The sequence below is a fragment of the Lentzea sp. NPDC102401 genome, assembly GCF_044765805.1.
GTDB classification, from domain to species: Bacteria; Actinomycetota; Actinomycetes; order Mycobacteriales; family Pseudonocardiaceae; genus Lentzea; species Lentzea sokolovensis.
In genome coordinates this window covers 45,650-66,029 of record NZ_JBIWKS010000006.1, presented here as the reverse complement: position 1 = coordinate 66,029, position 20,380 = coordinate 45,650, and the positions used below count along the sequence as shown (strand labels likewise).

At 69.4% G+C, this 20,380-nt stretch carries 21 protein-coding genes; 14 read left to right on the top strand and 7 right to left on the bottom strand.

Going from position 1 to position 20,380, the window contains the following annotated elements; translation table 11 throughout:
• The first annotated feature begins 75 nt into the window (after positions 1 to 75).
• The 3 genes from ACIRG5_RS21890 to ACIRG5_RS21880 all read left to right on the top strand — a co-directional run bounded on the left by ACIRG5_RS21890 (position 76) and on the right by ACIRG5_RS21880 (position 1,679).
• Complete coding sequence (locus ACIRG5_RS21890) at positions 76 to 651, top strand: DUF4240 domain-containing protein (protein ID WP_402907214.1); 576 nt, start codon at positions 76 to 78, stop codon at positions 649 to 651.
• Between the two features lie 135 nt (positions 652 to 786).
• Positions 787 to 1,341, top strand: coding sequence for a DUF4240 domain-containing protein (locus ACIRG5_RS21885; protein WP_402907212.1), 555 nt, complete (start codon positions 787 to 789; stop codon positions 1,339 to 1,341).
• Entirely contained in the window at positions 1,341 to 1,679 is a 339-nt protein-coding gene (locus tag ACIRG5_RS21880) for a hypothetical protein (protein WP_402907210.1), read from the top strand. The genes ACIRG5_RS21885 and ACIRG5_RS21880 overlap by 1 nt, the downstream gene beginning before the upstream one ends.
• On the opposite strand, the gene add is transcribed toward ACIRG5_RS21880, so the two are convergent.
• Positions 1,595 to 2,623: an adenosine deaminase gene (gene add, locus ACIRG5_RS21875; protein ID WP_402907208.1), complete on the bottom strand. Its 1,029-nt coding sequence runs from the start codon at positions 2,621 to 2,623 to the stop codon at positions 1,595 to 1,597. The two genes, ACIRG5_RS21880 and add, sit on opposite strands and share 85 nt — an antisense overlap.
• Before the next feature lie 42 nt (positions 2,624 to 2,665).
• On the bottom strand, positions 2,666 to 3,373 hold the full coding sequence (locus tag ACIRG5_RS21870; protein WP_402907206.1) for an alpha/beta hydrolase: 708 nt from the start codon (positions 3,371 to 3,373) through the stop codon (positions 2,666 to 2,668).
• A gap of 220 nt (positions 3,374 to 3,593) precedes the next feature.
• Between ACIRG5_RS21870 and ACIRG5_RS21865 the strand changes: the two genes are divergently transcribed.
• The 4 genes from ACIRG5_RS21865 (at position 3,594) to ACIRG5_RS21850 (ending at position 8,064) form a co-directional block, all read left to right on the top strand.
• A complete protein-coding gene (locus ACIRG5_RS21865) occupies positions 3,594 to 3,965 on the top strand; it encodes a DUF4180 domain-containing protein (RefSeq protein ID WP_402907204.1) in 372 nt (123 codons plus the stop codon).
• A gap of 52 nt (positions 3,966 to 4,017) precedes the next feature.
• Complete coding sequence (locus ACIRG5_RS21860; RefSeq protein ID WP_402907202.1) at positions 4,018 to 5,064, top strand: threonine aldolase family protein; 1,047 nt, start codon at positions 4,018 to 4,020, stop codon at positions 5,062 to 5,064.
• Positions 5,061 to 6,179: a site-specific integrase gene (locus ACIRG5_RS21855; RefSeq protein WP_402907200.1), complete on the top strand. Its 1,119-nt coding sequence runs from the start codon at positions 5,061 to 5,063 to the stop codon at positions 6,177 to 6,179. Before ACIRG5_RS21860 ends, ACIRG5_RS21855 begins: the two co-directional genes overlap by 4 nt.
• 364 nt (positions 6,180 to 6,543) lie before the next feature.
• Positions 6,544 to 8,064, top strand: a complete 1,521-nt coding sequence (locus tag ACIRG5_RS21850) for a M4 family metallopeptidase (RefSeq protein WP_402907198.1) — start codon at positions 6,544 to 6,546, stop codon at positions 8,062 to 8,064.
• A 72-nt stretch (positions 8,065 to 8,136) separates the two neighbouring features.
• Here ACIRG5_RS21850 and ACIRG5_RS21845 read toward each other — a convergent pair whose 3' ends face one another.
• Positions 8,137 to 8,586, bottom strand: coding sequence for a YybH family protein (locus ACIRG5_RS21845; RefSeq protein ID WP_402907196.1), 450 nt, complete (start codon positions 8,584 to 8,586; stop codon positions 8,137 to 8,139).
• 115 nt (positions 8,587 to 8,701) lie between these two features.
• Between ACIRG5_RS21845 and ACIRG5_RS21840 the strand changes: the two genes are divergently transcribed.
• Together ACIRG5_RS21840 and ACIRG5_RS21835 are read left to right on the top strand one after the other, a co-directional pair.
• Entirely contained in the window at positions 8,702 to 9,076 is a 375-nt protein-coding gene (locus tag ACIRG5_RS21840) for a YciI family protein (RefSeq protein ID WP_402907194.1), read from the top strand.
• A complete protein-coding gene (locus tag ACIRG5_RS21835; protein ID WP_402907192.1) occupies positions 9,073 to 10,251 on the top strand; it encodes an RNA polymerase sigma factor in 1,179 nt (392 codons plus the stop codon). The genes ACIRG5_RS21840 and ACIRG5_RS21835 overlap by 4 nt, the downstream gene beginning before the upstream one ends.
• On the opposite strand, the gene ACIRG5_RS21830 is transcribed toward ACIRG5_RS21835, so the two are convergent.
• The 3 genes from ACIRG5_RS21830 to ACIRG5_RS21820 are packed head-to-tail and all read right to left on the bottom strand — an operon-like array spanning position 10,223 to position 12,799.
• On the bottom strand, positions 10,223 to 10,915 hold the full coding sequence (locus ACIRG5_RS21830; protein ID WP_319980467.1) for a histidine phosphatase family protein: 693 nt from the start codon (positions 10,913 to 10,915) through the stop codon (positions 10,223 to 10,225). The genes ACIRG5_RS21835 and ACIRG5_RS21830 overlap by 29 nt on opposite strands.
• Positions 10,916 to 10,925: 10 nt before the next feature.
• On the bottom strand, positions 10,926 to 11,753 hold the full coding sequence (locus ACIRG5_RS21825) for an undecaprenyl-diphosphate phosphatase (protein WP_402907190.1): 828 nt from the start codon (positions 11,751 to 11,753) through the stop codon (positions 10,926 to 10,928).
• Positions 11,750 to 12,799 carry an LLM class F420-dependent oxidoreductase gene (locus ACIRG5_RS21820; protein WP_319980465.1) on the bottom strand — a complete coding sequence of 350 codons (1,050 nt, stop codon included), beginning with the start codon at positions 12,797 to 12,799 and terminating at the stop codon, positions 11,750 to 11,752. Before ACIRG5_RS21820 ends, ACIRG5_RS21825 begins: the two co-directional genes overlap by 4 nt.
• 72 nt (positions 12,800 to 12,871) lie before the next feature.
• On the opposite strand from ACIRG5_RS21820, the gene ACIRG5_RS21815 reads away from it, so the two are divergent.
• The 3 genes from ACIRG5_RS21815 to ACIRG5_RS21805 all read left to right on the top strand — a co-directional run bounded on the left by ACIRG5_RS21815 (position 12,872) and on the right by ACIRG5_RS21805 (position 14,908).
• Positions 12,872 to 13,837, top strand: a complete 966-nt coding sequence (locus tag ACIRG5_RS21815) for an aldo/keto reductase (protein WP_319980464.1) — start codon at positions 12,872 to 12,874, stop codon at positions 13,835 to 13,837.
• 205 nt (positions 13,838 to 14,042) lie between these two features.
• Positions 14,043 to 14,699 carry a YncE family protein gene (locus tag ACIRG5_RS21810; protein WP_402907187.1) on the top strand — a complete coding sequence of 219 codons (657 nt, stop codon included), beginning with the start codon at positions 14,043 to 14,045 and terminating at the stop codon, positions 14,697 to 14,699.
• A complete protein-coding gene (locus ACIRG5_RS21805; protein ID WP_093602889.1) occupies positions 14,696 to 14,908 on the top strand; it encodes a DUF5703 family protein in 213 nt (70 codons plus the stop codon). The genes ACIRG5_RS21810 and ACIRG5_RS21805 overlap by 4 nt, the downstream gene beginning before the upstream one ends.
• Here the strand turns inward: ACIRG5_RS21805 and ACIRG5_RS21800 are convergent.
• The gene (locus ACIRG5_RS21800; protein ID WP_402907185.1) at positions 14,901 to 15,833 is read right to left on the bottom strand and encodes an aldo/keto reductase; all 933 of its coding nucleotides are present in this window, start codon (positions 15,831 to 15,833) and stop codon (positions 14,901 to 14,903) included. The genes ACIRG5_RS21805 and ACIRG5_RS21800 overlap by 8 nt on opposite strands.
• Positions 15,834 to 15,902: 69 nt before the next feature.
• On the opposite strand from ACIRG5_RS21800, the gene ACIRG5_RS21795 reads away from it, so the two are divergent.
• Both ACIRG5_RS21795 and ACIRG5_RS21790 read left to right on the top strand, forming a co-directional pair.
• A complete protein-coding gene (locus tag ACIRG5_RS21795) occupies positions 15,903 to 16,625 on the top strand; it encodes a helix-turn-helix domain-containing protein (protein WP_402907183.1) in 723 nt (240 codons plus the stop codon).
• Positions 16,626 to 16,671: 46 nt separating this feature from the next.
• Complete coding sequence (locus tag ACIRG5_RS21790) at positions 16,672 to 20,310, top strand: helix-turn-helix domain-containing protein (protein ID WP_402907181.1); 3,639 nt, start codon at positions 16,672 to 16,674, stop codon at positions 20,308 to 20,310.
• The last annotated feature ends 70 nt before the right edge of the window (positions 20,311 to 20,380 follow it).

The window sequence follows — 20,380 nt, the reverse complement described above, 5'->3', positions numbered from 1 at the left end:
TTGGAGTCAAGGATAGTGGGGAGCTCCAATTCGCTCGCGTCAATAACTGTCAGACCCCGCCGCCAGCGTTGCCGGATGGACGCAGGGGGCTTCTGGAAGCTGGTCGATCACGCCGTTGCCGCTACCGCTGACCTGGAACAACGGCGGGAGTGGCTGTCCGGGCGGCTGGCACTGTTGCCGGCGGGTGAGATCGCCGACTTCGCCGTGCGGGGCGACGAGCAGCGCCGCCGGGTGGACACGTGGGTGCACTGGCAGGCGGCCTCGCTGATCTGTTCCGGGCTGTGCGGGATGGACTCGTTCTTCTACTTCCAGGCGTGGCTGATCGGCCAGGGTCGCGAGGTGTTCTCGTCGGTGGCGGCGTCGCCGGACGCGCTGGCCGACGTTGCGCAGGTGCGGCGGCTGGCGGCACTGGGGCCTGTGGCCGGCTGGTCCGATGAGGACTGGCCGGAGTGGGAGGCGCTGTACCGGGTGCCGGACGCGGCGTTCGAGGCGGTGTACGCCGCAGACCTGGACGACCTGCTGGGTTCGCGCGGGCAGGCGCGGGCGTTCGACGTGTCGCCGGGCGGTGAAGCCGTGGAGATGGAGGATCCGGCGGACATCGCGCGCCGGATTCCGCGGCTGTGGGCGTTGTTCGGGAAAGTGCCGCGATGACCCTGGGAGCCGCCGGTCCCCGGATGCCGTCCGGGATGCGGCTCCGTCCCGCGCGGGCATGGCCTCTCACAGCTTCTGACCTGGGCTGATGTCGGGGCTTCAAAATTGTCAGACCCCCTCGCTAGCGTTTCGGGCATGGACCTCAACGCGTTCTGGGGCCTGGTGGAGTCCTCCGCTGTGGGGGCCTCGGACCAGGACGATCGGCTGGAGCGGCTCACGGCCGCGCTGGCCGTGTTGCCTGCCGGCGAGGTGGTGGAGTTCGGGGTGCGCCTGGACGAGGTGCGTCGCCGGGTGGACACGTGGGCGCACTGGCACGCGGCGGACGTGATCTGCGGCGGGTTGTGCTCGGACGACGGGTTCTTCTACTTCCAGGCGTGGCTGGTGGGTCAGGGGCGGGCGGTGTTCGAGGCGGTGGCCTCGTCGCCGGACGCGCTGGCCGATCTGCCGCACGTGCGGTTGCTGGCGTCGCGTGGCGGCGTGCACGCGTGGGCGGATGAGGACTGGCCGGACTGGGAGGGTCTCGACTACGTGGCGGCCGAGGCGTTCGACGGTGATCTGGAGGCGGTGGTGGCCGAGCGTGGGCTGCTGGTGTCGCCGGATCCAGCAGGTGAGCAGTGGGATTTCGCTGATCCGGCGGAGATCTCCGCGCGGATTCCGCGGTTGGGTGCGTTGTTCGGGAAGGTGGCGTGATGGCCGTGCCGGTCGAGGTGCCAGTCGACGTGGTGGTGTGGCGGGCTCCTGGTCCGGCGTCCTTCCCGGAGGCGGCGGCCCGGTATGCGGAGTTGCGGTCCTCGCCGCTGGGCGCGTTCGAGCCCGCGGTGGCGGCGTTCGTGCGGGAGTTGCGGCAGACCTCGCCGGATCCCGCCTCCCCCGTGTCGTGGGACGAGGCGCTGACGGTGGGGGTGGACGCGGTGATCGTGCACGTGGTGTGGCCGGGGCAGCGTCAGGTGCTGGATCTGGTGGCGTTGCTGGCGTCGCGGCACGGGCTGGTGTGTTTCGAGCCTGCCCGCCAGGCGGCGATGTCCTGACGCAGCGCGGTCTTCGTTCCCTCGGGGGCGAAGGAGGCGTCGACGGCGTTGGTGGCGATGCGCGCGAGAGCGTCGTCGTCGAAGCCGAGGTGCTCGCGCAGCAGCCGGTATTCGCCGGTGAGCGTGGTGCCGGTGGAGGCGGGGATGTCGGTGCTGAGCGTGACGGTCAGCCCGGCGTCGATGAGTTGTGGCAGCGGATGAGAGGAGAGCGAGTCGACCAGTCCCAGTGCGACGTTGGACGACGGGCAGGCTTCGAGCGGTATGGCGCGGTCCCGTAGCAGCGCGACGACGTCCGGATCGTCGAGTGCGCGGAACCCGTGGCCGATCCGGTCGGCGAGTCCTACGGTGACGGCTTCGGCGACGCTCGGTGCTCCGCAGCATTCTCCGGCGTGGTGCACGAGCCCGATCCCGGCTTCGCGCGCGGCGCGGAACACGGCGGCGAACGGGGTGAGCGGGTGGTCTTCCGCTCCGGCCATCCCGATCGCGACGACCCGCGGGTGCGTGGCCGCGAGGCGAAGCGAGTCCTGAAACCGCGCGACCGACCGCTTTCTGGGGTGGTCCACGATCACACGGCATTCGATGTCGTGGGCGGCCTGTCCTGCGGCGAGCCCGGACAACACCGCTTCGAGCGGCATGTCCGGATCACCGAGCCGTTCTCCGTGCGCTGCCGCGGTGAACGTGACCTCGGCGTACCGGGTCCCCTGCGCTGCTTCCTCGGCGCAGAACTCGTACGCGATCCGGTGGAAGTCCTCGGCTCGCCGCAGGCAGTCCCGTACTGCCCCGTTGTGCGCGGCGAACTGCGTGAAGCCGTCGAACGATCCGGCCTGCGCGGCGGGCACGTCGACGCCGTGGTGCTCGGCGAGTTCGGCGAGGGTGTCCGGGCGCACGGTGCTTTCCAGGTGCACGTGCAGGTGGGCCTTGGGCAACGTCGCGAGATCACGCATGTGGCGCGACGCTACCCAGACCCACCCGCGGGCGCCCGGGATTTATCCGGCGAGGAACGTGACCGCGGCGGCGAGTTCGTGTTCGGGGACCTCGCCGTGGCCTCCGGGGTTGGCGTGCAGGGACTTCTGGCGGGTGCCGAAGGCGTCGAACAGCGCGAGGCCGGCGTCGCGGGCGATGAGCTGGTCGTCCCACTGCAGCAGGAACCGCACGGACGCGGTGATCGTCGCCGCCGCCGCGGTCAGTGCTTCGGTGGCGCCGATGAGCCCGAACACGGCGGTGCGGATGCGGGGTTCGGCGGCGACGAGCGGGATGCCGAGGGCGGCGCCCATGGACACGCCCCAGAACCCGATGGCGTCGCCGGTGGCGGGCAGGGCGTCGAGCACGGATCGCCATTCCGGGATCGCCCGCGCGGCTTGCAGGACGTTGTACTCGGCGACGAGTGCGCCGGCGTCGCGTCCGGAGGTGATGCGGGAGCGGATCTCGGTGGCGAACCGGTCGTCGTCGGCGGTGCGGGGCCGGTCGCCGTGGCCTGGCGCGTCGAGGGTGACGACGGTGAGTCCGGCGGCGGCGCACCGTGCCGCGCGGGCGGTGATGCCGGGGGCTCGTTTGTGCTGTCCGCCGCCGTGTGCGCTGAGCACGAGGCCGCTGGGGGTGCCGGCGGGGGTCCAGAGCACGCCGGGGACGCCGTCGTGGACGAAGTCGCGTTCGGTGGTGCCGTCGGCGGACGTGGTCTCGGAGGTGAAGCGCATGGCTGCTGGCCTTTCGGGATGGCTGCTGGAGCGTTCCCGTGGCGACGCGCGGACGGCGTCAGGCCGAAAGGGGGAGGGAACGCCCATCTGGGTTGACCGCGTTGATGGGACTCACCTCCTCGGGCCGATCGCGTGCGGTGACCCTAGCAAGTGGTGATCACCGGTCGCGCGCGATATTCGGCGCGACATCGGACGCGGGCCGCGACTAGGTTCCGGTGCCATGCCTGATGTTGTGCAGACGCGCCACGGCGCGACGGTGCTGATGTGCGCCGCCGACGGTCCCGTGATCACCGACGAGCAGTCCGCTGTGGACTTGATCGGCACGTTGTGGGGGCAGGACGTGCAGTGGCTGGTGGTGCCGGTGGCGCGGTTGTCGCAGGATTTCCTCGTGTTGCGCACACGGGTGGCGGGTGCGGTGGTGCAGAAGTTCCAGCAGTACGGGTTCAAGGTCGTGGTGGTCGGGGACATCACCGAGCAGGTGGCGGCGAGCACGGCGTTGCGGGACTTCGTCCACGAGTCGAACCGGGGCCGTCAGCTGTGGTTCGTGGCGGACGAGGCCGAGCTGGACGCACGCCTGAACGCGGCCGCCTGATCACGACGAACTGAGTCTGTTGCAAGTAAGTTGCAATAGGTACGGTCGGGTCATGGAGATCCGTCGTTCGCTGTCGCAGCACAGCGGTCCGCGCAAGTCGCCGTTCGAGCTCGTGCGCCGCCTGGCCGGGCGCGTCACGGCGGACACGCGGCCCGAGGATCCGGTGCGGGAGCTGGAGCACCGGATCGCGGGGCTGCTGGGCAAGCCGCAGGCGTTGTTCTTCCCGTCGGGGACGATGGCGCAGCAGGTGGCGCTGCGGGTGCACGCGGAACGTTCGGGCCGGCGCGCGTTCGCCGGTCATCCGCAGACGCATCTGCACGTGTGGGAGAACCAGGGCTACAACGCGTTGCACGGCTTGCGGTTTCACCCCGTGGGTGACCGCAACGAGCTGTTCGGTCTCGATGATCTGCGAGCGGTGCACGAGCCGCTCGCGGCCGTGGTGTTCGAGCTGCCGCAACGCGACATCGGCGGCGTGCTGCCCGCGTTCGGGGATCTGGCGGCGCAGACGGCGTGGACGAGGCAGACCGGCGCGGCCGCACACTGCGACGGCGCGCGGCTGTGGGAGGCGCAGACCGGGTACGACGCCACGTTCGCGGAGATCGGCGCGTTGTTCGACACGGTGTACGTGTCGCTCTACAAAGGACTCGAAGGCGTGCGGGGCGCGGTGCTGGCCGGGGACGCCGAGACGATCGAGCACGCGGCGGTGTGGCGGCGCCGGATGGGCGGGGCGATCGCGGACGCGTGGCCGCTGGCGGCGATCGCGTTGATGGGCATGGACGAGAACCTGCCGCGGATGGAGGAGTTCCGCGACCACGCGCGGGCCGTGGCCGAGGCGATCAACGCCGACGGGTTCGCGCACACCACCCCGGGCGTGCCCTCCACTCCCCTGTTCCACGTCCACCTGCCGATGTCACGCCAGGACGCGCAACGAGCGGCGCGGAACCTGCTGGAGGAGACCGGGATCAAGCTGTTCCTGTACGCGCGGTCGAATCCGGATCCGCGCCGGTGCGCCTTCGAGGTGAGCGTCGGAATCAGCGGGCTGGACTTCACTCCGGGCGAGGTCGCGGAGTTGATCAGAGGACTACCATCGCGGGTGTGAGCCTGCCCGAACCCGTCCAGCACGCGCTGGTCAGGGTCTCGAACTCGGTGCTGATCGACGCCGACGCGCTCGTGAGGGTGCGCGAACGGTTCGACGACGAGCAGGCGGCCTCGCTGAGCGGCTATCTGCGCAGCGCCCAGTCACCGAACACCGTGCGCGCCTACCGGTCGGACTGGATCGCGTGGGCCGGCTGGTGTCAGGCCGAGGGCCGCCAGGCGTTGCCCGCGGACCCGCTGGACGTGGCCGTCTACCTGGCGGTCGCGGCGGACACGGTGAAACCGGACGGGTCGCCTGCGTTCGGCGCGTCGACGCTGGAGCGCAAGTCCGCGGCGATCGCGGCCGTGCACGCGGCGAACGGGCTGCCCAGCCCGACGCGCAGTGACGTGGTGCGGCTGACGTTGCGCGGTATCCGGCGCACCCGCAAAACACAGCCCCGGCGTAAACGGCCGGTGTTGCTCGAAACGCTCGAAGCGCTGCTGAACGAACGGCCGCAGGACGGTCCGGCGCGAGCCAGGGACGCTTTGCTGCTGCTGGTCGGGTTCGCGGGCGCGTTGCGGCGCAGCGAGCTGGCGCGGATCGAGTTCGAGGACGTCACGGTGGACGTGGATCCGCGCACGCACGAGCCGTTGCTGCTGATCCGGCTGGGGACGACGAAGACCGACCAGACGGGCAAGCACCAGCAGTCGGTGGTGCTGCCGCGCGGCAGCAGGCGGCCGACGTGCCCGGTGTGCGCGTTCGCGGACTGGGCCGACGTGCTCGACGGCCGCGAGATCTCCGAGACGGGGCTGCACCGCTGCCACGGCTATCAGGCGAGCGGGCGCCGGGGTGCGGTGTTCCCGATCATCAACCGGCACGGCGGCATCGCGGAGAAGGCGATGTCGGGGCGTGCGGTGGCGGAGCTGGTGAAGCGGTACGCGGTGCGGGCGGGGCTGGATCCGGCGTTGTTCGGCGGGCATTCGCTGCGGGCGGGGTTCGCGACGCAGGCGGCGCTGGGCGGGGCGAGCGACCGGGAGATCATGCGGCAGGGCCGGTGGACCAATCCGCGGACGGTGCACCGCTACATCCGCACGGCGAACCCCCTTGAGGACAACGCCGTGACCCGCCTCGGCCTGTGAATTTGTGACCCAGGTCTCACTGTGCGTAGTTAACTGTAAACAAGATCCCCTCCGGTAGGGCTGCACCGAACAGAGCAGTGCGTTAGCCCATCGGCACGGGCGTCCCGGAAGTTTCCGTCGTGTTTCCACGTCGTTTGAGCTGCTCTTTTGTCCCGCCATTCGGACAAAATCCGGCGTCCTGACCAGCGCATCAGGTCAATTTATGAACCGATCTCGCATTCTGGGAGCGGCTGGTCGTATGCACTGAGAGCAATACGATCACCACGCCCGGTCATCGACGACGGCCGGGATGTTCCACGGTGATCGACCCGGCACCCCTGTAACGCCGGAGCGATCACTCCCTGCACCGGAACAAGGAGCGTTCATGAAGCGCAAAACCCTGGGCATCACCACCGCCCTGGTGGCCGGAGCGGCTCTGGCCGCCACGGGCACGCTGGGAGCCAACGCCGCACCACAGCCGAGGCCCCTCACCCAACAGGAAGCTCTGCACGCCGCGGCCGAGCAGGCGGGGACGATCTCCTCCGCCCTCGGCCTGGCCGGCGGCGAGCAGCTCGTGCCCCGCGACGTCGTGCGCGACGCCGACGGCACGCACCACCTCCGCTTCGACCGCACCCTCAACGGTCTGAAGGTCATCGGCGGCGACCTCGTCGTCACCCAGAAGTCCGGCCAGGTCACGGGCGTGACCAAGGCGTCGGAGGCCGCCCTCGCAGGCCTCGACACCTCCGCGCCCGCCACCGCGGCCGCCGGCGGCACGCTGGTCGTGTTCGCCCTGGACCACGCACCCGTGCTCGCGTGGGAGACCGTCACGCACAGCGTCAAGGAAGACCAGACGCCCAGCGAACTGCACACCTTCACCGACGCCAAGACCGGCCAGACGCTGCTGACCTACGACGGCGTGCACCACGCCGAGGGCACCGGCCAGTCCACCTACACCGGCACCGTCGCCCTCAACACCGCCCAGTCCGGCTCCACGTTCCAGCTCAAGGACCCGGCCCGCGGCAACCAGGCCGTCAACAACCTCAACAACGGCACGGGCACCGGCACCCTGTTCACCGACGCCGACAACAAGTGGGGCAACGGCACCTACACCGACAAGGCCACCGCGGGCGTCGACGCCGCGTTCGGCGCCGCCAAGACGTGGGACTACTACAAGTTCGTCCACGGCCGCAGCGGCATCAAGAACAACGGCCAGGGCGCGCTGAGCAAGGTCCACTACGGCAACAACTACAGCAACGCCTTCTGGTCGGACTCCTGCTTCTGCATGACCTACGGCGACGGCGCCCAGAACCGCAACCCGCTGACCTCGATCGACGTCGCGGCCCACGAGATGTCGCACGGCGTCACCGCCTCGACCGCCGGCCTGGTCTACTCCGGTGAGTCCGGCGGCCTCAACGAGGCCACCAGCGACATCTTCGGCTCCACCACGGAGTTCTACGCCGCCAACACCACCGACGTGGGCGACTACCTGATCGGCGAGAAGATCAACATCCGCGGTGACGGCAAGCCGTTGCGCTACATGGACAAGCCCTCCAAGGACGGCAAGAGCCTCGACTACTGGTCCTCCACCGCGGGCAACGTCGACGTGCACTACTCCTCGGGCATCGCCAACCACTTCTTCTACCTGCTGTCCGAGGGCAGCGGCCAGAAGACCATCAACGGCGTCGCCTACGACTCCCCCACCACCGACGGCCAGCCCGTCACCGGCATCGGCCGCGACAAGGCCGAGAAGATCTGGTACCGCGCGCTGACCACCAAGTTCACCTCCAGCACCAAGTACGCCGCCGCCCGCACGGGCACCCTCGCGGCCACCGCCGACCTCTACGGCGCCTCGTCGCCCGAGTACGCGGCGGTCAACCGGGCCTGGGCCGCGGTGAACGTCAAGTAGCAGACCCACCCCGCAAGAAGCGCCGAGGTCCGGACCGACCCCCTGCACGGTCCGGGCCTCGGCAAGGCCTGCTCAGGGCTCCAGATCGGTCGCCGCCAGGAACGACCCGTCCATGTGGAACGGCACCGACTGGTGCTCGTGCGTCACCAGCCACCGCCCGTCGCGGCGCCGCAACCCCACGGTCGTGCGCATCCACATCGAGAACCCCTCCGGGTAACCGACCGGCACCGCCGCCATCCGCGCCAGCCCGTGCACGAACGCCACGTCACCGGCCACCGCGACCTCCAGATCCCGGTGCTCGATCGTGATCGGCCCGCTGAACCCGGCCATCCACCCCGCCAACGCCTCCGGATCACGAGCGTCCAGCCCCGTGTTGCGCAACGGCGGCGCCAACGTGCACGTCACCGCGTCCTGCGCATACCGCGCCACGATCCGCGCGGGATCACGCAGCCGCATGCCCTCCTCCTGCTCGGTGAACACCGCGAGGATCGCGACCTCGTCCTGCACCAGCGTGTGAGTCATCTCGAACTCCTCCGTCGAAAGTGGCTGACACACCGGTGTCGAGACACAGCCCGCGGTCTCGACATGGCGGTGAGAAGATTTTTCCGCCAGCCAGCCACGAGCCGGGAGGCCGCACGTGAAGTACCTGATCCTGATCTACAGCAACCCCAAGTCCCGGGCCGCGTGGGACAAGCTCACCGAAGAGCAGCAGATGAAGTTCGGCCAGGACCACTACGACCTGTCCGACAAACTCCGCGCCTCCGGCGAGCTCATCGTCAGCGAAGGCCTCCCCGGACCCGAGACCGGCAAGGGCGTGAGCATCCGAAACGGCGAGGTCGTCGTCACCGACGGACCGTTCGCCGAGGCCAAGGAGTACCTCGCCGGCTTCTACCTCGTCGAAGCCGACGACATCGAGCAGGTCATCGCCCACGCCGCCACCCTGCCCGACGCCCACAACGACGGCATCGAGGTCCGGCCCGTCTGGGACCCCTCCATGCTGGACGGCATGTGAACCCAGAGGTGGAGGGCCTGCTGCGCACACTCGCGCCGCAGGTCCTCGGCGTCCTCGTACGCCGCCACGGCCAGTTCGACGTCTGCGAGGACGCCGTGCAGGAAGCACTGCTCGGCGCCGCCCAGCAATGGCCCGCCGACGGCATCCCCGACAACCCCAAGGGCTGGCTCATCACCGCCGCCAGCCGCCGCTGGATCGAGCAGTACCGCTCCGACACCGCACGCCGTCAGCGCGAGGACAAGGTCGTCGCCCTCACGCCCGCACCACCGGACCCGGTGCCCGCCCAGGACGACACGCTCACGCTCCTCGCACTGTGCTGCCACGAGTCACTCACCACGGCCTCGCAGATCGCCCTGACGCTGAGAGCGGTCGGTGGCCTCACGACGGCGGAGATCGCACGCGCGTTCCTCGTCCCAGAGGCGACGGTCGCGCAACGCATCAGCCGCGCCAAGCAGAAGATCAAGCAGTCGGGAGCGAAGTTCCGGCCGCCCCAGGACCTCACCGCCGTCCTGCACGTGCTCTACCTGATCTTCACCGAAGGCTCCACCGCCAGCTCCGGCGACGACCTCGTCCGCGTCGACCTCACCGCGGAAGCCATCCGCCTCACCAGGCAACTCCACCGCAGAAGGCCCGACGACGGCGAACTCACCGGCCTGCTCGCGCTGATGCTGCTCACCGACGCACGCCGCCCCGCCCGCACCACCGCCCACGGCACCCTGATCCCACTGGCGGAACAGGACCGCACCCAGTGGGACACCACAGCCATCGCCGAAGGCACCGACCTCATCAGCACCGCGCTCAAAACCGCACAGATCGGCCCCTACCAGCTCCAGGCAGCCATCGCGGCCGTCCACGCCGACGCCAGGACCGCCGACGACACCGACTGGCACGAAATCCTCGGCCTCTACGACCTGCTCACCGTCACCGCACCCGGCCCGATGGTCTCACTCAACCGCACCGTCGCCGTCGCCATGGTCCACGGCCCGCAGCAGGCACTCGACGAACTGTCCACACTGGACCTCGACCACTACCGGGTGCACGCCGTCAAAGCACATCTCCTCGACCTGCAAGGAGAACACGACCAAGCACGCCACGAGTACGATAAGGCCGCCAAACTCACCCTGAACGCACCCGAACAGCGCTACCTCAGGTCCCGGTCGCGCCACCCACGGTAGCGTCCGACGACGGCTCCTCCTGCGGCGGCGCCACCGGCACCACACCCTTCAGATCGCCACCGTTGTCGTTGGTCCGCAACACGAACGGCCGCGTCGTCGTGTACTGCACCACCGAGATCGAACACGGATCCACCACGATCCGCTGGAACCCGTCCAGATGCACACCCAGAGCGTCCGCCAGAATCGACTTGATCACGTCACCGTGCGAGCACAACACCCACACCGCACCAGGACCGTGCTCCTCGGTGATCCGCGCATCATGCGCACGCACAGCCGCGACAGCGCGAGCCTGAACGTGCGCCAGCCCCTCACCCTCGGGGAACACCGCGGCGGACGGATGCTGCTGCACCACCGCCCACAGCGGCTCGTTCAACAGATCCTTCAACGCCTTACCGGTCCACGCCCCGTAATCCACTTCGGACAGATCCGGCTCCGCGACCGCCTCCAGAGAGCGGTCCGCCAACAAAGGCGCCAGCGTCTCCTCGCACCGCTGCAAAGGAGACGACACCACCGCACTCACCGGAACGTCCTTCAACCGGCCGACCAACGCCGCGGCCTGAGCCTGCCCGCGCTCGTCCAAACCCACACCCAGCGAACGCCCGGCGAGCACACCGGAACCGTTGGCGGTCGAACGAGCATGTCGAAGCAGGATCACCGTGGCCACGGCACCCACCTTAGATCGGCTGCAGCAACCCCATCGACAGCAGCCCCATCAGCACGAGCCCCAGCATCAACCGGTACCAGACGAAAGCCGAGTACGAATGCTTCGACACGTACTTCAACAACCACGCGATCGTCGCGTACCCCACCACGAACGCGATCAACGTCGCCACGACCATCTGCGGAACCGACGCCTGCACACCCTCACCCGAACGCTCCAGAACGTCCGGAATGGAGAACAACCCCGCCCCGAACACCGCCGGAATCGCCAGCAGGAACGAGTACCGCGCCGCCGCCTCCCGCGTCAGCCCCAGGAACAGACCCGCCGTCAACGTGCCACCCGAACGAGAAACGCCCGGGATGAGCGCCAGCGCCTGCGCCAGCCCCATCCCGATCGCGTCCTTCATCCGCAGCTCGTCGCGCTGCCGCTTGGCCATGTGGTCCGCCAACCCCAGCAGCAGACCGAACACCACCAGCATCGTCGCCGTGATCCACAGGTTCCGCGCCGACGTCCGGATCTCGTCCTTGAGCAGGTAACCGAGAACAGAGATCGGCACGGAACCGATGATCACGTACCAGGCCAGCCGGTAGTCCTTCTCCTTGCGCGCCTCCGCGGAGAACAGGCCGCGGAACCAGGCGCTGATGAAGCGCCCGATGTCCTTGGCGAAGTAGATCAGCACCGCCACCTCGGTACCCAACTGGATCACCGCGGTGAACGAAGCGCCCGCGTCGTTGCCGAAGAACAGCGTCGACGTGATGCGCAGGTGCGCACTGCTGGAAATCGGCAGGAATTCCGTCAGTCCTTGGACCAGTCCGAGGACCAGAGCCTGCAACCAGCTCAACTACCCACTCCTGCCAGATCCAAAGCCTCGGCCGCGGTCCGAAGACCCGCGATCCCCTGCTCCAGATCTTGCAGCATCGGCGAAACGGACAGCGTGGTGACCCCCGCGGCAGCGAGCGCCTTCATCTTGTCTGCTATGCGCTCCTTCGGGCCCAGCAACGACGTCGCGTCCAGGAACTCCAGCGGAATCGCCGCCATCGCCCCCGCGTAGTCACGGGACAGGTACTTCTCCTGGATCTCCTCGGCCTGAGCCGGGAAACCCATGCGCACCATCAGGTTGTTGTAGAAGTTCTGCTTACGCGAACCCATACCGCCCACGTACAACGCCGTGTACGCCCGAACCGGGTCCGCACACGCCTTCCAGTCCTCACCGACGATCAACGGCACGGTCGGAACGACGTCGAAACCGTCCATCGTCAGCCCGGCCTTCTCCCGGCCCGCCTTCACGCTGGCCAGCGACTCCGCCGAGTACTCAGGCGAGAAGAAGATCGCCAGCCACCCGTCCGCGATCTCGCCCGTCAGCTCCAGGTTCTTCGGGCCCACCGCAGCCAGGTAGATCGGAATCTTCTCCCGCACCGGGTGGACGGTCAGCTGCAGCGCCTTACCGGGACCGTCAGGAAGCGGGAGCGTGTAGTGCTCACCCTCATAACGCAGCTTCTCCCGGGACAGCGCCTTCTTCACGATCTCCACGTACTCACGCGTGCGCGCCAACGGCTTGTCGAACCGCACACCGTGCCAGCCCTCCGACACCTGCGGACCCGACACACCAAGACCCATCCGGAACCGCCCACCGGACAAAGTGTCCAAAGTGGCCCCGGTCATCGCGGCCATCGCCGGCGTCCGCGCCGGAATCTGGAAGATCGCGCTACCGACGTCGATGCGTTCGGTCTGCGCGGCCACCCACGCGAGCACCGTCGGCGCGTCGGAGCCGTAGGCCTCCGCGGCCCACACCACCGAAAAACCGAGTCGGTCGGCCTCTTTGGCCAGCTCAAGGTTCGCGGCGTCGTTGCCGGCGCCCCAGTATCCGAGGTTCAGTCCGAGCTTCACACGGCGAGACCCTACCGGTCAGTAACACCGATTGCCAGGCTCAGCCGATGATCACCCCTTAGCATCGCGCACGTGGAACAGCGATACCTCGGCCGCAGCGGCCTCCGCGTCTCCAGGACCGCACTGGGCACGATGACGTGGGGCCGCGACACCGACGCGGACGAGGCCGCCACCCAGCTCATGGCCTTCGCCGACGCCGGCGGCACCCTCGTCGACACCGCCGACGTCTACTCGGAAGGCGAAGCCGAACGCCTCCTCGGCACCCTCCTCGACGAAGTCGTCCCCCGCGACGAACTCGTCCTCGCCACCAAAGCCGTCGCCCGCCGCACCGAAGGCCCCTTCGGCGGAGGCGCCTCCCGCGGCGCACTCCTGTCCGCCCTCGACGGCTCCCTGCGCCGCATCGGCGTCGACCACATCGACCTCTGGCAACTCCACGCCTGGGACGCCGGCGTCCCCATCGAGGAATCACTGTCCGCCCTCGACCACGCCATCTCCTCCGGCAAGGTCCGCTACGCCGGCATCTCCAACTACAGCGGCTGGCAACTCGCCACCGCCGCCCTCACCCCCACCACGTTCCCGCTCATCTCCACCCAGGTCGAGTACTCCCTGCTCGAACGCGGCATCGAACGCGAAGTCGCCCCCGCCGCCCGGCACCACGGACTCGGCCTCCTGCCGTGGGCCCCCCTCGGCCGCGGAGTGCTCACCGGCAAGTACCGCAACGGCACGCCGCCCGACTCCCGCGGCGCGTCCGCGCACTTCGCGGGCTACGTCGAACAGCACCGCAACGAACGCGCCGCCCGGATCGTGCAGGCCGTCTCCACCGCCGCCGAAGGCCTCGGCACCTCCGCACTGTGCGTGGCCCTGGCCTGGGTCCGCGACCGGCCCGGCGTGATCTCTCCCGTGGTCGGCGCCCGCGACACGAACCAGCTCATCGCCTCACTCGAAGCCGAAGAGCTCACCCTGCCGCCGGCGATCAGGGCCGCGCTGGACGACGTCAGCGCCATCGAACTCGGCTACCCCGAACGCCCCATGCCCTGAGCTGACCCTCTTCTTCTCGGCTTGTCTCTGGTCTGCATGGTTTCTGATGCCGAAGACCGGCTGATCATCAATTTTGGTCTACACTGAAGCAATAGAGATAACTGCCGAACCGAGCGGCCGAACGGGTTTCACCCCACCCCTTGCGTGACCTATGACCGCCCGTCAGGGATGCTGGAGAGGACGACTTCCGCGAAGGGAACCGATCTTGCGCCGGCTCGCTGCTCTGCTCCTGACCACCGCCACGCTGGCAGCGTGCGGCCAGAGCGAAGGGTCACAGGATCCCCTGCAGGTCGCGGAGACCCTCGAAGCCGCCAAGCCGGCCCACTCCCCCGCCCAGAACGCCACCCCGCCCGGCGAGATCACGCCCGGCGGCACGTTCACCGAGACCGGCACCACGCTGAAGTTCCAGGTCAACGGCCGTGACGTCGAACTCGACCGGCTGCGCAGCGCGGTGTTCGAGATGACCACCGACGACAAGGGCGCCGAGACCAGGGGCGCGGGCCTGCGGGCGGGCGACGGCGCCACCAACGGCGTCCCGGACCGCTTCGGCCGGCTGCTCGTGGTCGACACCCGCGGTGGCGAGTTCATCGCGTTCTCGATCAACCCGCTGATCATGCGCCAGCGCTACCCCGTGCCCGGCACCCCGTACGGCATCGCCTACGACGGCAAGCGCGACATCGCGTGGATCACGCTCACCGACCGCAACGAGGTCGTCGGACTCAACGTCGCCGCGGGAGAACCATCCGAGAAGTACCGGTTCCCCACCGTGCGTCAACCCAACACCGTCAGCGTCGACCAGGAATCCGGACGCGTCACCGTGACGTCCGGCGACAACGGAGGGATACAGGTGATCTCACCATGAACGAAGGGGTGATCGACGGAGACTGGGAATACCGGCCGCTGCGTCTGCCGCCCGGCATCTCCCGCCGCACCGCGACCACGCAGCTGGCCATCCAGGCCGAGTTCGCCGGCTGGGAACTGTCCCGCACGCTGCTCTACAGCGACGGCTCCCGCAAGATGTGGCTGCGCCGCAAGCGCCAGCCCGCGTTGCTGCCAGGCCTCATCACCTGACGACGACGGCAGAGCCGAACGTACCCGCCTCGCACTCCGCGAGGAAGTCCGCCGGAAAGCCCCGCTCGAACGGGGCCGACGCCTCCAGGCGCGCGACCGCTTCCGGCGGCAGCACCACCTCGCCCAGGCAGTCCAGCACCTGCTCCCGAGTCCGCGCGCCCACCAGCGGCAGCGCCCCGGACGCACGCACCCACGCCAACGCCACCTGAGCCGGCGTCGCGCCCAACTCCTCCGCGACCGACCGCACGGCCCACGCCGCGCGCTGTTCCCGTTCGGTCAGCACACCAGAGCGCTGGGTGCCGCCGGACAACTTCCCCGCCGCCAACGGCGCCCACGCCGCCACGCTCAGCCCCAGCGCCGAGGCCATCGGCAGCAACTCCCGCTCCACATCGCGCCGCAGCAGGTTGTACGGCACCTGCAACCCCGAGAACGCCGTCCAGTCACGCCACTCCGCCAGCGTGTTCGCCCGCGCCACGAACCACGCCGGCGCGTCCGACACCCCGACGTAGAGCACCTTCCCCGCCCGCACCACGTCGTCCAGCGCCCGCATCGTCTCCTCGACCGGCGTGTGCCGGTCCCACAGATGCACCCACAACACGTCCACGTAGTCCGTGCGCAACCGCCGCAACGACTGCTCCAGCGACAGCATCAGGTTCTTGCGGTGGTTCCCACCCGCGTTCGGATCCTCCGCGTCCCGCGACAACGCGTACTTCGTCGCCACCACGAACCGGTCCCGCCGCCCCAGCACCGCGCCGAGCACCTCCTCGCTCTCGCCATAAGCCGAAGCGGTGTCGAGGAAGTTGCCCCCGGCCCCGGCGTAGACATCGATCACCCGCCGCGCCACGTCCTCGGAACGCAACGTCATCGTGCCCAGCAACAACTCCGAGACGCGCAGGCCGGTCCGGCCGAACAGTCGGTATCGCATGATCCACAGCATCACCGCAGACGACGAACGCGGGGAGACCGGCTCAAGGCCCCTCTAAGCTCCGCCGTCATGGCCGACAACGCACTGGGCCGCTTCCTGCGCGCCCGCCGCGAAGCCACCACTCCCCCGAGCACCGAACGCCGCCGCACCCCGGGACTGCGCCGCGGCGAACTCGCCGACCGCGCCCGCATCAGCGTCGAGTACCTCACCCGGCTCGAACGCGGCACCGACCGCTCCCCCTCAGGCCAGGTCCTGGCCGCCCTCGCCGACGCGCTGGCCATGACCACCGACGAACGCGTCCACCTGTACCGCCTGATCAAGGCCGGCACGACCTGCTCCCCCGCACCGCCACCGCCGCTGCGGCCGACCGTGCGGGCCACCCTCGACGCCCTCGAACCCACCGCGGCCGCCGTCCTCTCCCCCGCCGGCGACGTCCTCGCGAGCACCGCACGATTCCGCGAGATCTCCGGCCTGAACGACGAGCAGAACCTCGTCCGCTTCGCCTTCAGCCCCGACTCGTTGGCCCACTACCCCGACTGGGACCTCATCGCGAACGACCGAGCCGCCGCCCTCAGAGCTGCCGCGGACCTCGGCGACCACACCGCGGCCGCACTCGCGTTCGAGCTCTCGATCACCGCGGGCGCCGCCTTCACCGACCGCTACGACACCGCGTCGTCCCTGCCTCCGGCCACCGGCACCGAACGTTGGGGCCCTCATCTCCTGGTGTTCGAGGCGTTGTACCTGTCGGGTGAAGGCGAACACCGGATGATGGTCTACTTTAGTCAACACTGAAGATATAGAGATTGAAGATATTCGAGCGGATGAAAGAATCTTCGCCATGCCCCGCCCGGAGAAACCGCTCGACCCGTTCGCCGGGCCAGTCGAACAGTTCGCGTTCGACCTGCGCCGGCTCCGCGAGAAGGCCGGCTCCCCCGGCTACCGCGAGCTCGGCAAGCTCAGCCACTACTCCGCCAGCACCCTCGCCGACGCCGCCCGCGGCCAGCGCCTGCCGAGCCTCGCCGTCACCCTCGCGTTCGTCCGGGCCTGCGGTGGCGACGAGGAGACGTGGGAACAGCGCTGGCGCAAGATCGGCGAGACCGAACAGCGCTCCCCTGCGGCCGACTCCCCCTACGTCGGTCTCAAGGCGTTCACCGAGGACGACGCCGACCGCTTCTTCGGCCGGGAACGGCTCGTCGGCAAACTGCTGGACAAGCTCGAGCACCACACCACCGTGCTGGTCATCGGCGCGTCCGGCTCAGGCAAGTCATCGCTGCTCAGGGCAGGACTGCTGGCCCGCAAACCCGGCGAGCTGATCACCCCGAGCACCACCGGGACGATCCCGGAGACCCCAGGCCTGCTGGTCATCGACCAGTTCGAGGAGATCTTCGCTCTCCCCCACCGAGACGAGTTCATCGTCGCGCTCACCGAACGCGACGGCCAGACCGTCATCGGCCTGCGCGCCGACTTCTACGGCCATTGCGCCCGCTACCCCGCACTCGCCACCGCCATCGAGGACGTCCAGGTCCTGGTCGGCCCCATGACCACCGACGAGCTGCGCAAAGCCATCACCCAGCCCGCCGTCGAGGTCGGCTGCGCGCTCGAGACGGGACTCGTCGCCCGTCTCATCGCCGACGCCACCGGCGAACCCGGCGTCCTCCCCCACGTCAGCCACGCGTTGCTCGAAACGTGGCAACGCAAGCGCGGCAACGTCCTCACGCTCACCAGCTACCACGAGAGCGGCGGCATCGCCCGCGCCATCGCCAACACCGCTGAGAACGCCTACACCCGCCTCGACGAGCAGCAGCGCGCGCAGGCCCGGCAGGTCCTCCTGCGCCTGATCACCCCCGGCGAAGGCACCGAGGACACCAAACGCCACGTCAAGCGGTCCGAACTCGGGGCGGACGAGGTGGTCGAACACCTCGCCGCGGCACGCATCCTCACCGTGCACGACGACAGCGTCGAAATCAGCCACGAAGCCGTCATCCGCAGCTGGCCGCGCCTGCGCGACTGGATCGCCGAAGCACGCGACGACCTGCGCGTGCACCGCAGGCTCACCGCCGCGGCCACCGACTGGGAGGCGCACCAGCGGGATCCCGGCTCGCTCTACCGGGGCGCGCCGCTCACCCAGGCCTCCGACTGGTCGCAACGCGAACCCGGCGCGCTCAACGTCGAGGAGCAGGCGTTCCTCGACGCCAGCAAAGCCGCGGTCGAACACGGTCTCGTCACCGAGAAGCGCCGCACCACGAACCTCCGCCGAGTCGTCGCACTGCTCGCCGTGCTGCTGCTTGTAGCCACCACCGCGTCCGTGTTCGCCGTGCGCGCCCAACGACAGACGACCGAGCAACGCACCATCGCGCTCGCCGAGAAGGCCATCGCCGAGGCCAACGGCCTGCAGGACCGGGACCCCGGCCTCGCGAGCCAGTTGCGCCTCGCCGCCTACCGCCTGACCGGCCTGCCCACCGCCCGCGACAGCCTGCTCAGCACGTTCGCCGGACCCCAGGTCGCCATCGCCAGGGGCCACACCGACGCGACGTCGTTCGCGCTGTTCAGCCCGGACAACAAGCTCATGGCCACGACCGCCGACGACAAGCAGCTGATCGTCTGGGACATGAGCGACCGCCACCACCCCACCGAGCTGAGCCGCACGCACGCCGGCAACGACGCGATCCACGGCATGGCGTTCAGCCCGGACAGCCGCACCCTCGCCACCGCGGGCTGGGACGGCCTCATCCGCCTGGTCGACCTCACCGACCCGCGCACACCCGTCGAGAAGGCGCGCATCAGCGGCCACGACGGCCAGGTGCAGGCGGTCCAGTTCACCCCGGACGCCGCCACGCTCGTCAGCAGCGGCAGCGACAGGACCATCCGCGTCTGGGACATCTCCCGCACCGCCACACTCGTGCGCACCATCCAGGCTCACAACGACAACGTGCACGGCATCTCGCTCAACAGGACCGGCACGACGATCGCGTCCTCGTCCTGGGACGGCACCGCCAAGCTCTGGGACCTCGCGACCGGCGAGCAGCTCGCCGCCATCCCCACTGCCCCCACCAACTTCTCCTCGGACGCCATCGCCTTCTCCCCCGGCGACCTGCTGGCCACCGGCGCCGACAGCGGCGACGTGCGGGTGTGGGACGTCAAGAACCCGCGCGCCCCGGTGCTGCTCGGCTCCGCCACCGGGCACCAGTTCTCCATCCACACGCTGGCCTTCTCCCCCGACGGCCGGTTCCTCGCCACCGGCGGCGGGGACAAGTCCACGCGGATCTTCGACGTCACCGACCCGCGTGACGTCCGCCCCGCCGCGACGCTCGCGGGCCACACCGACACCGTCTGGTCCGTCGCGTTCAGCTCCGACTCGGCGCAGATGGTCACCGCCACCACCGACGCCGAGGTCCGCGTGCTCGACGTGGCCGACCTCAGCTACCCCCGGCACAAGTGGACGGTGTGGAAGCTCAACTACGCCAAGGACGGTTCGTTCTTCACCACGGTCTCGACCGACGGCGACATCAAGCTGTGGCGGCAGGTGGACCGGCACGTCGAGCAGATCTCGGCCCTGCCGAGGCTCTCCGCCGGCTCCGAGGCGGCCACGGCCGTCATCCATCCCGGCGGCAAGCTCGTGTTCGGCTCCACCTACTCCGACAGCGCCCTGTGGGACATCAGCGATCCCGCCAGGCCACGGGAGATCACCAGGGCCGTCAAGGGAGGCGGGCCGCTCGTCTCCGCCGCGTTCAGCCGCGACGGCAGAACGCTCGCCGTCTCCGAGGACAGCGGCGCGATCGGCCTCTGGAACATCACCGACCCGGCGAACCCGGTGAAGTCCGGTGGCTTCGCCGCCCTCAAGGCCGACACCGTGTGGGAGATCGAGTTCTCCCGGGACGACCGCACGCTCGTCATCGCCAACGGCAGCCGCGAACTGCAGCTCTGGGACGTGAGCGATCCCGCCCATCCCCGCTCCTACCCCGCGCTGCGCACCGACACCAACCCCGATCCGATCCGCCGCGGCGGGCAGGCAGGCCGTGAGGAGGTCATGACCGTCGCCGTCCACGGCACGGTCATGGCGTTCGCGAACATGGGCAGCAGTGGCGTGCTGTACGACATCAGTGATCCCGCACAGCCGCGCAAGCTGAGCTCCCTGCCCAACGACGGCGGGCCGCTGCAACGTCTCGCCTTCTCCCCCGACGGCACTCTCGTCGCGGCCGGGACGACCGACGACGTGGTTCGCGTGTGGGACGTGCGCGATCCCCGCAACCCCCAGGTGCGGGCAGTGCTGCACGGTCACACGGAACGGATCTGGGGCGTGGCCTTCTCCCTGGACAATCGCACGCTGACGACCACCGGCACCGATCGCACCATCCGCGTCTGGGACATCGACGTCGAAGCCACCGCGGCCCGCGTATGCGCCACTACGACGGCGCACCTGTCCAGTCGACACTGGGAGCACTACTTCCCCGGCGTGGAGCCGAGGCCTCTCTGCTGAGCACCACCACTCACCTTTCCTCTCGACCGCATTTGTAGTGCGAAAACGTTGTGTGGTGTCGATGCGGTCG

Excerpts from the sequence above, each read along its gene's own strand:
- ACIRG5_RS21890 (WP_402907214.1), top strand. The coding sequence starts at position 76 with ATGGACGCAGGGGGCTTCTGGAAGCTGGTCGATCACGCCGTTGCCGCT.
- ACIRG5_RS21885 (WP_402907212.1), top strand. The coding sequence starts at position 787 with ATGGACCTCAACGCGTTCTGGGGCCTGGTGGAGTCCTCCGCTGTGGGG.
- ACIRG5_RS21880 (WP_402907210.1), top strand. The coding sequence starts at position 1,341 with ATGGCCGTGCCGGTCGAGGTGCCAGTCGACGTGGTGGTGTGGCGGGCT.
- add (WP_402907208.1), bottom strand. The coding sequence starts at position 2,623 with ATGCGTGATCTCGCGACGTTGCCCAAGGCCCACCTGCACGTGCACCTG.
- ACIRG5_RS21870 (WP_402907206.1), bottom strand. The coding sequence starts at position 3,373 with ATGCGCTTCACCTCCGAGACCACGTCCGCCGACGGCACCACCGAACGC.
- ACIRG5_RS21865 (WP_402907204.1), top strand. The coding sequence starts at position 3,594 with ATGCCTGATGTTGTGCAGACGCGCCACGGCGCGACGGTGCTGATGTGC.
- ACIRG5_RS21860 (WP_402907202.1), top strand. The coding sequence starts at position 4,018 with ATGGAGATCCGTCGTTCGCTGTCGCAGCACAGCGGTCCGCGCAAGTCG.
- ACIRG5_RS21850 (WP_402907198.1), top strand. The coding sequence starts at position 6,544 with ATGAAGCGCAAAACCCTGGGCATCACCACCGCCCTGGTGGCCGGAGCG.
- ACIRG5_RS21845 (WP_402907196.1), bottom strand. The coding sequence starts at position 8,586 with ATGACTCACACGCTGGTGCAGGACGAGGTCGCGATCCTCGCGGTGTTC.
- ACIRG5_RS21805 (WP_093602889.1), top strand. The coding sequence starts at position 14,696 with ATGAACGAAGGGGTGATCGACGGAGACTGGGAATACCGGCCGCTGCGT.
- ACIRG5_RS21800 (WP_402907185.1), bottom strand. The coding sequence starts at position 15,833 with ATGCGATACCGACTGTTCGGCCGGACCGGCCTGCGCGTCTCGGAGTTG.
- ACIRG5_RS21795 (WP_402907183.1), top strand. The coding sequence starts at position 15,903 with ATGGCCGACAACGCACTGGGCCGCTTCCTGCGCGCCCGCCGCGAAGCC.
- ACIRG5_RS21790 (WP_402907181.1), top strand. The coding sequence starts at position 16,672 with ATGCCCCGCCCGGAGAAACCGCTCGACCCGTTCGCCGGGCCAGTCGAA.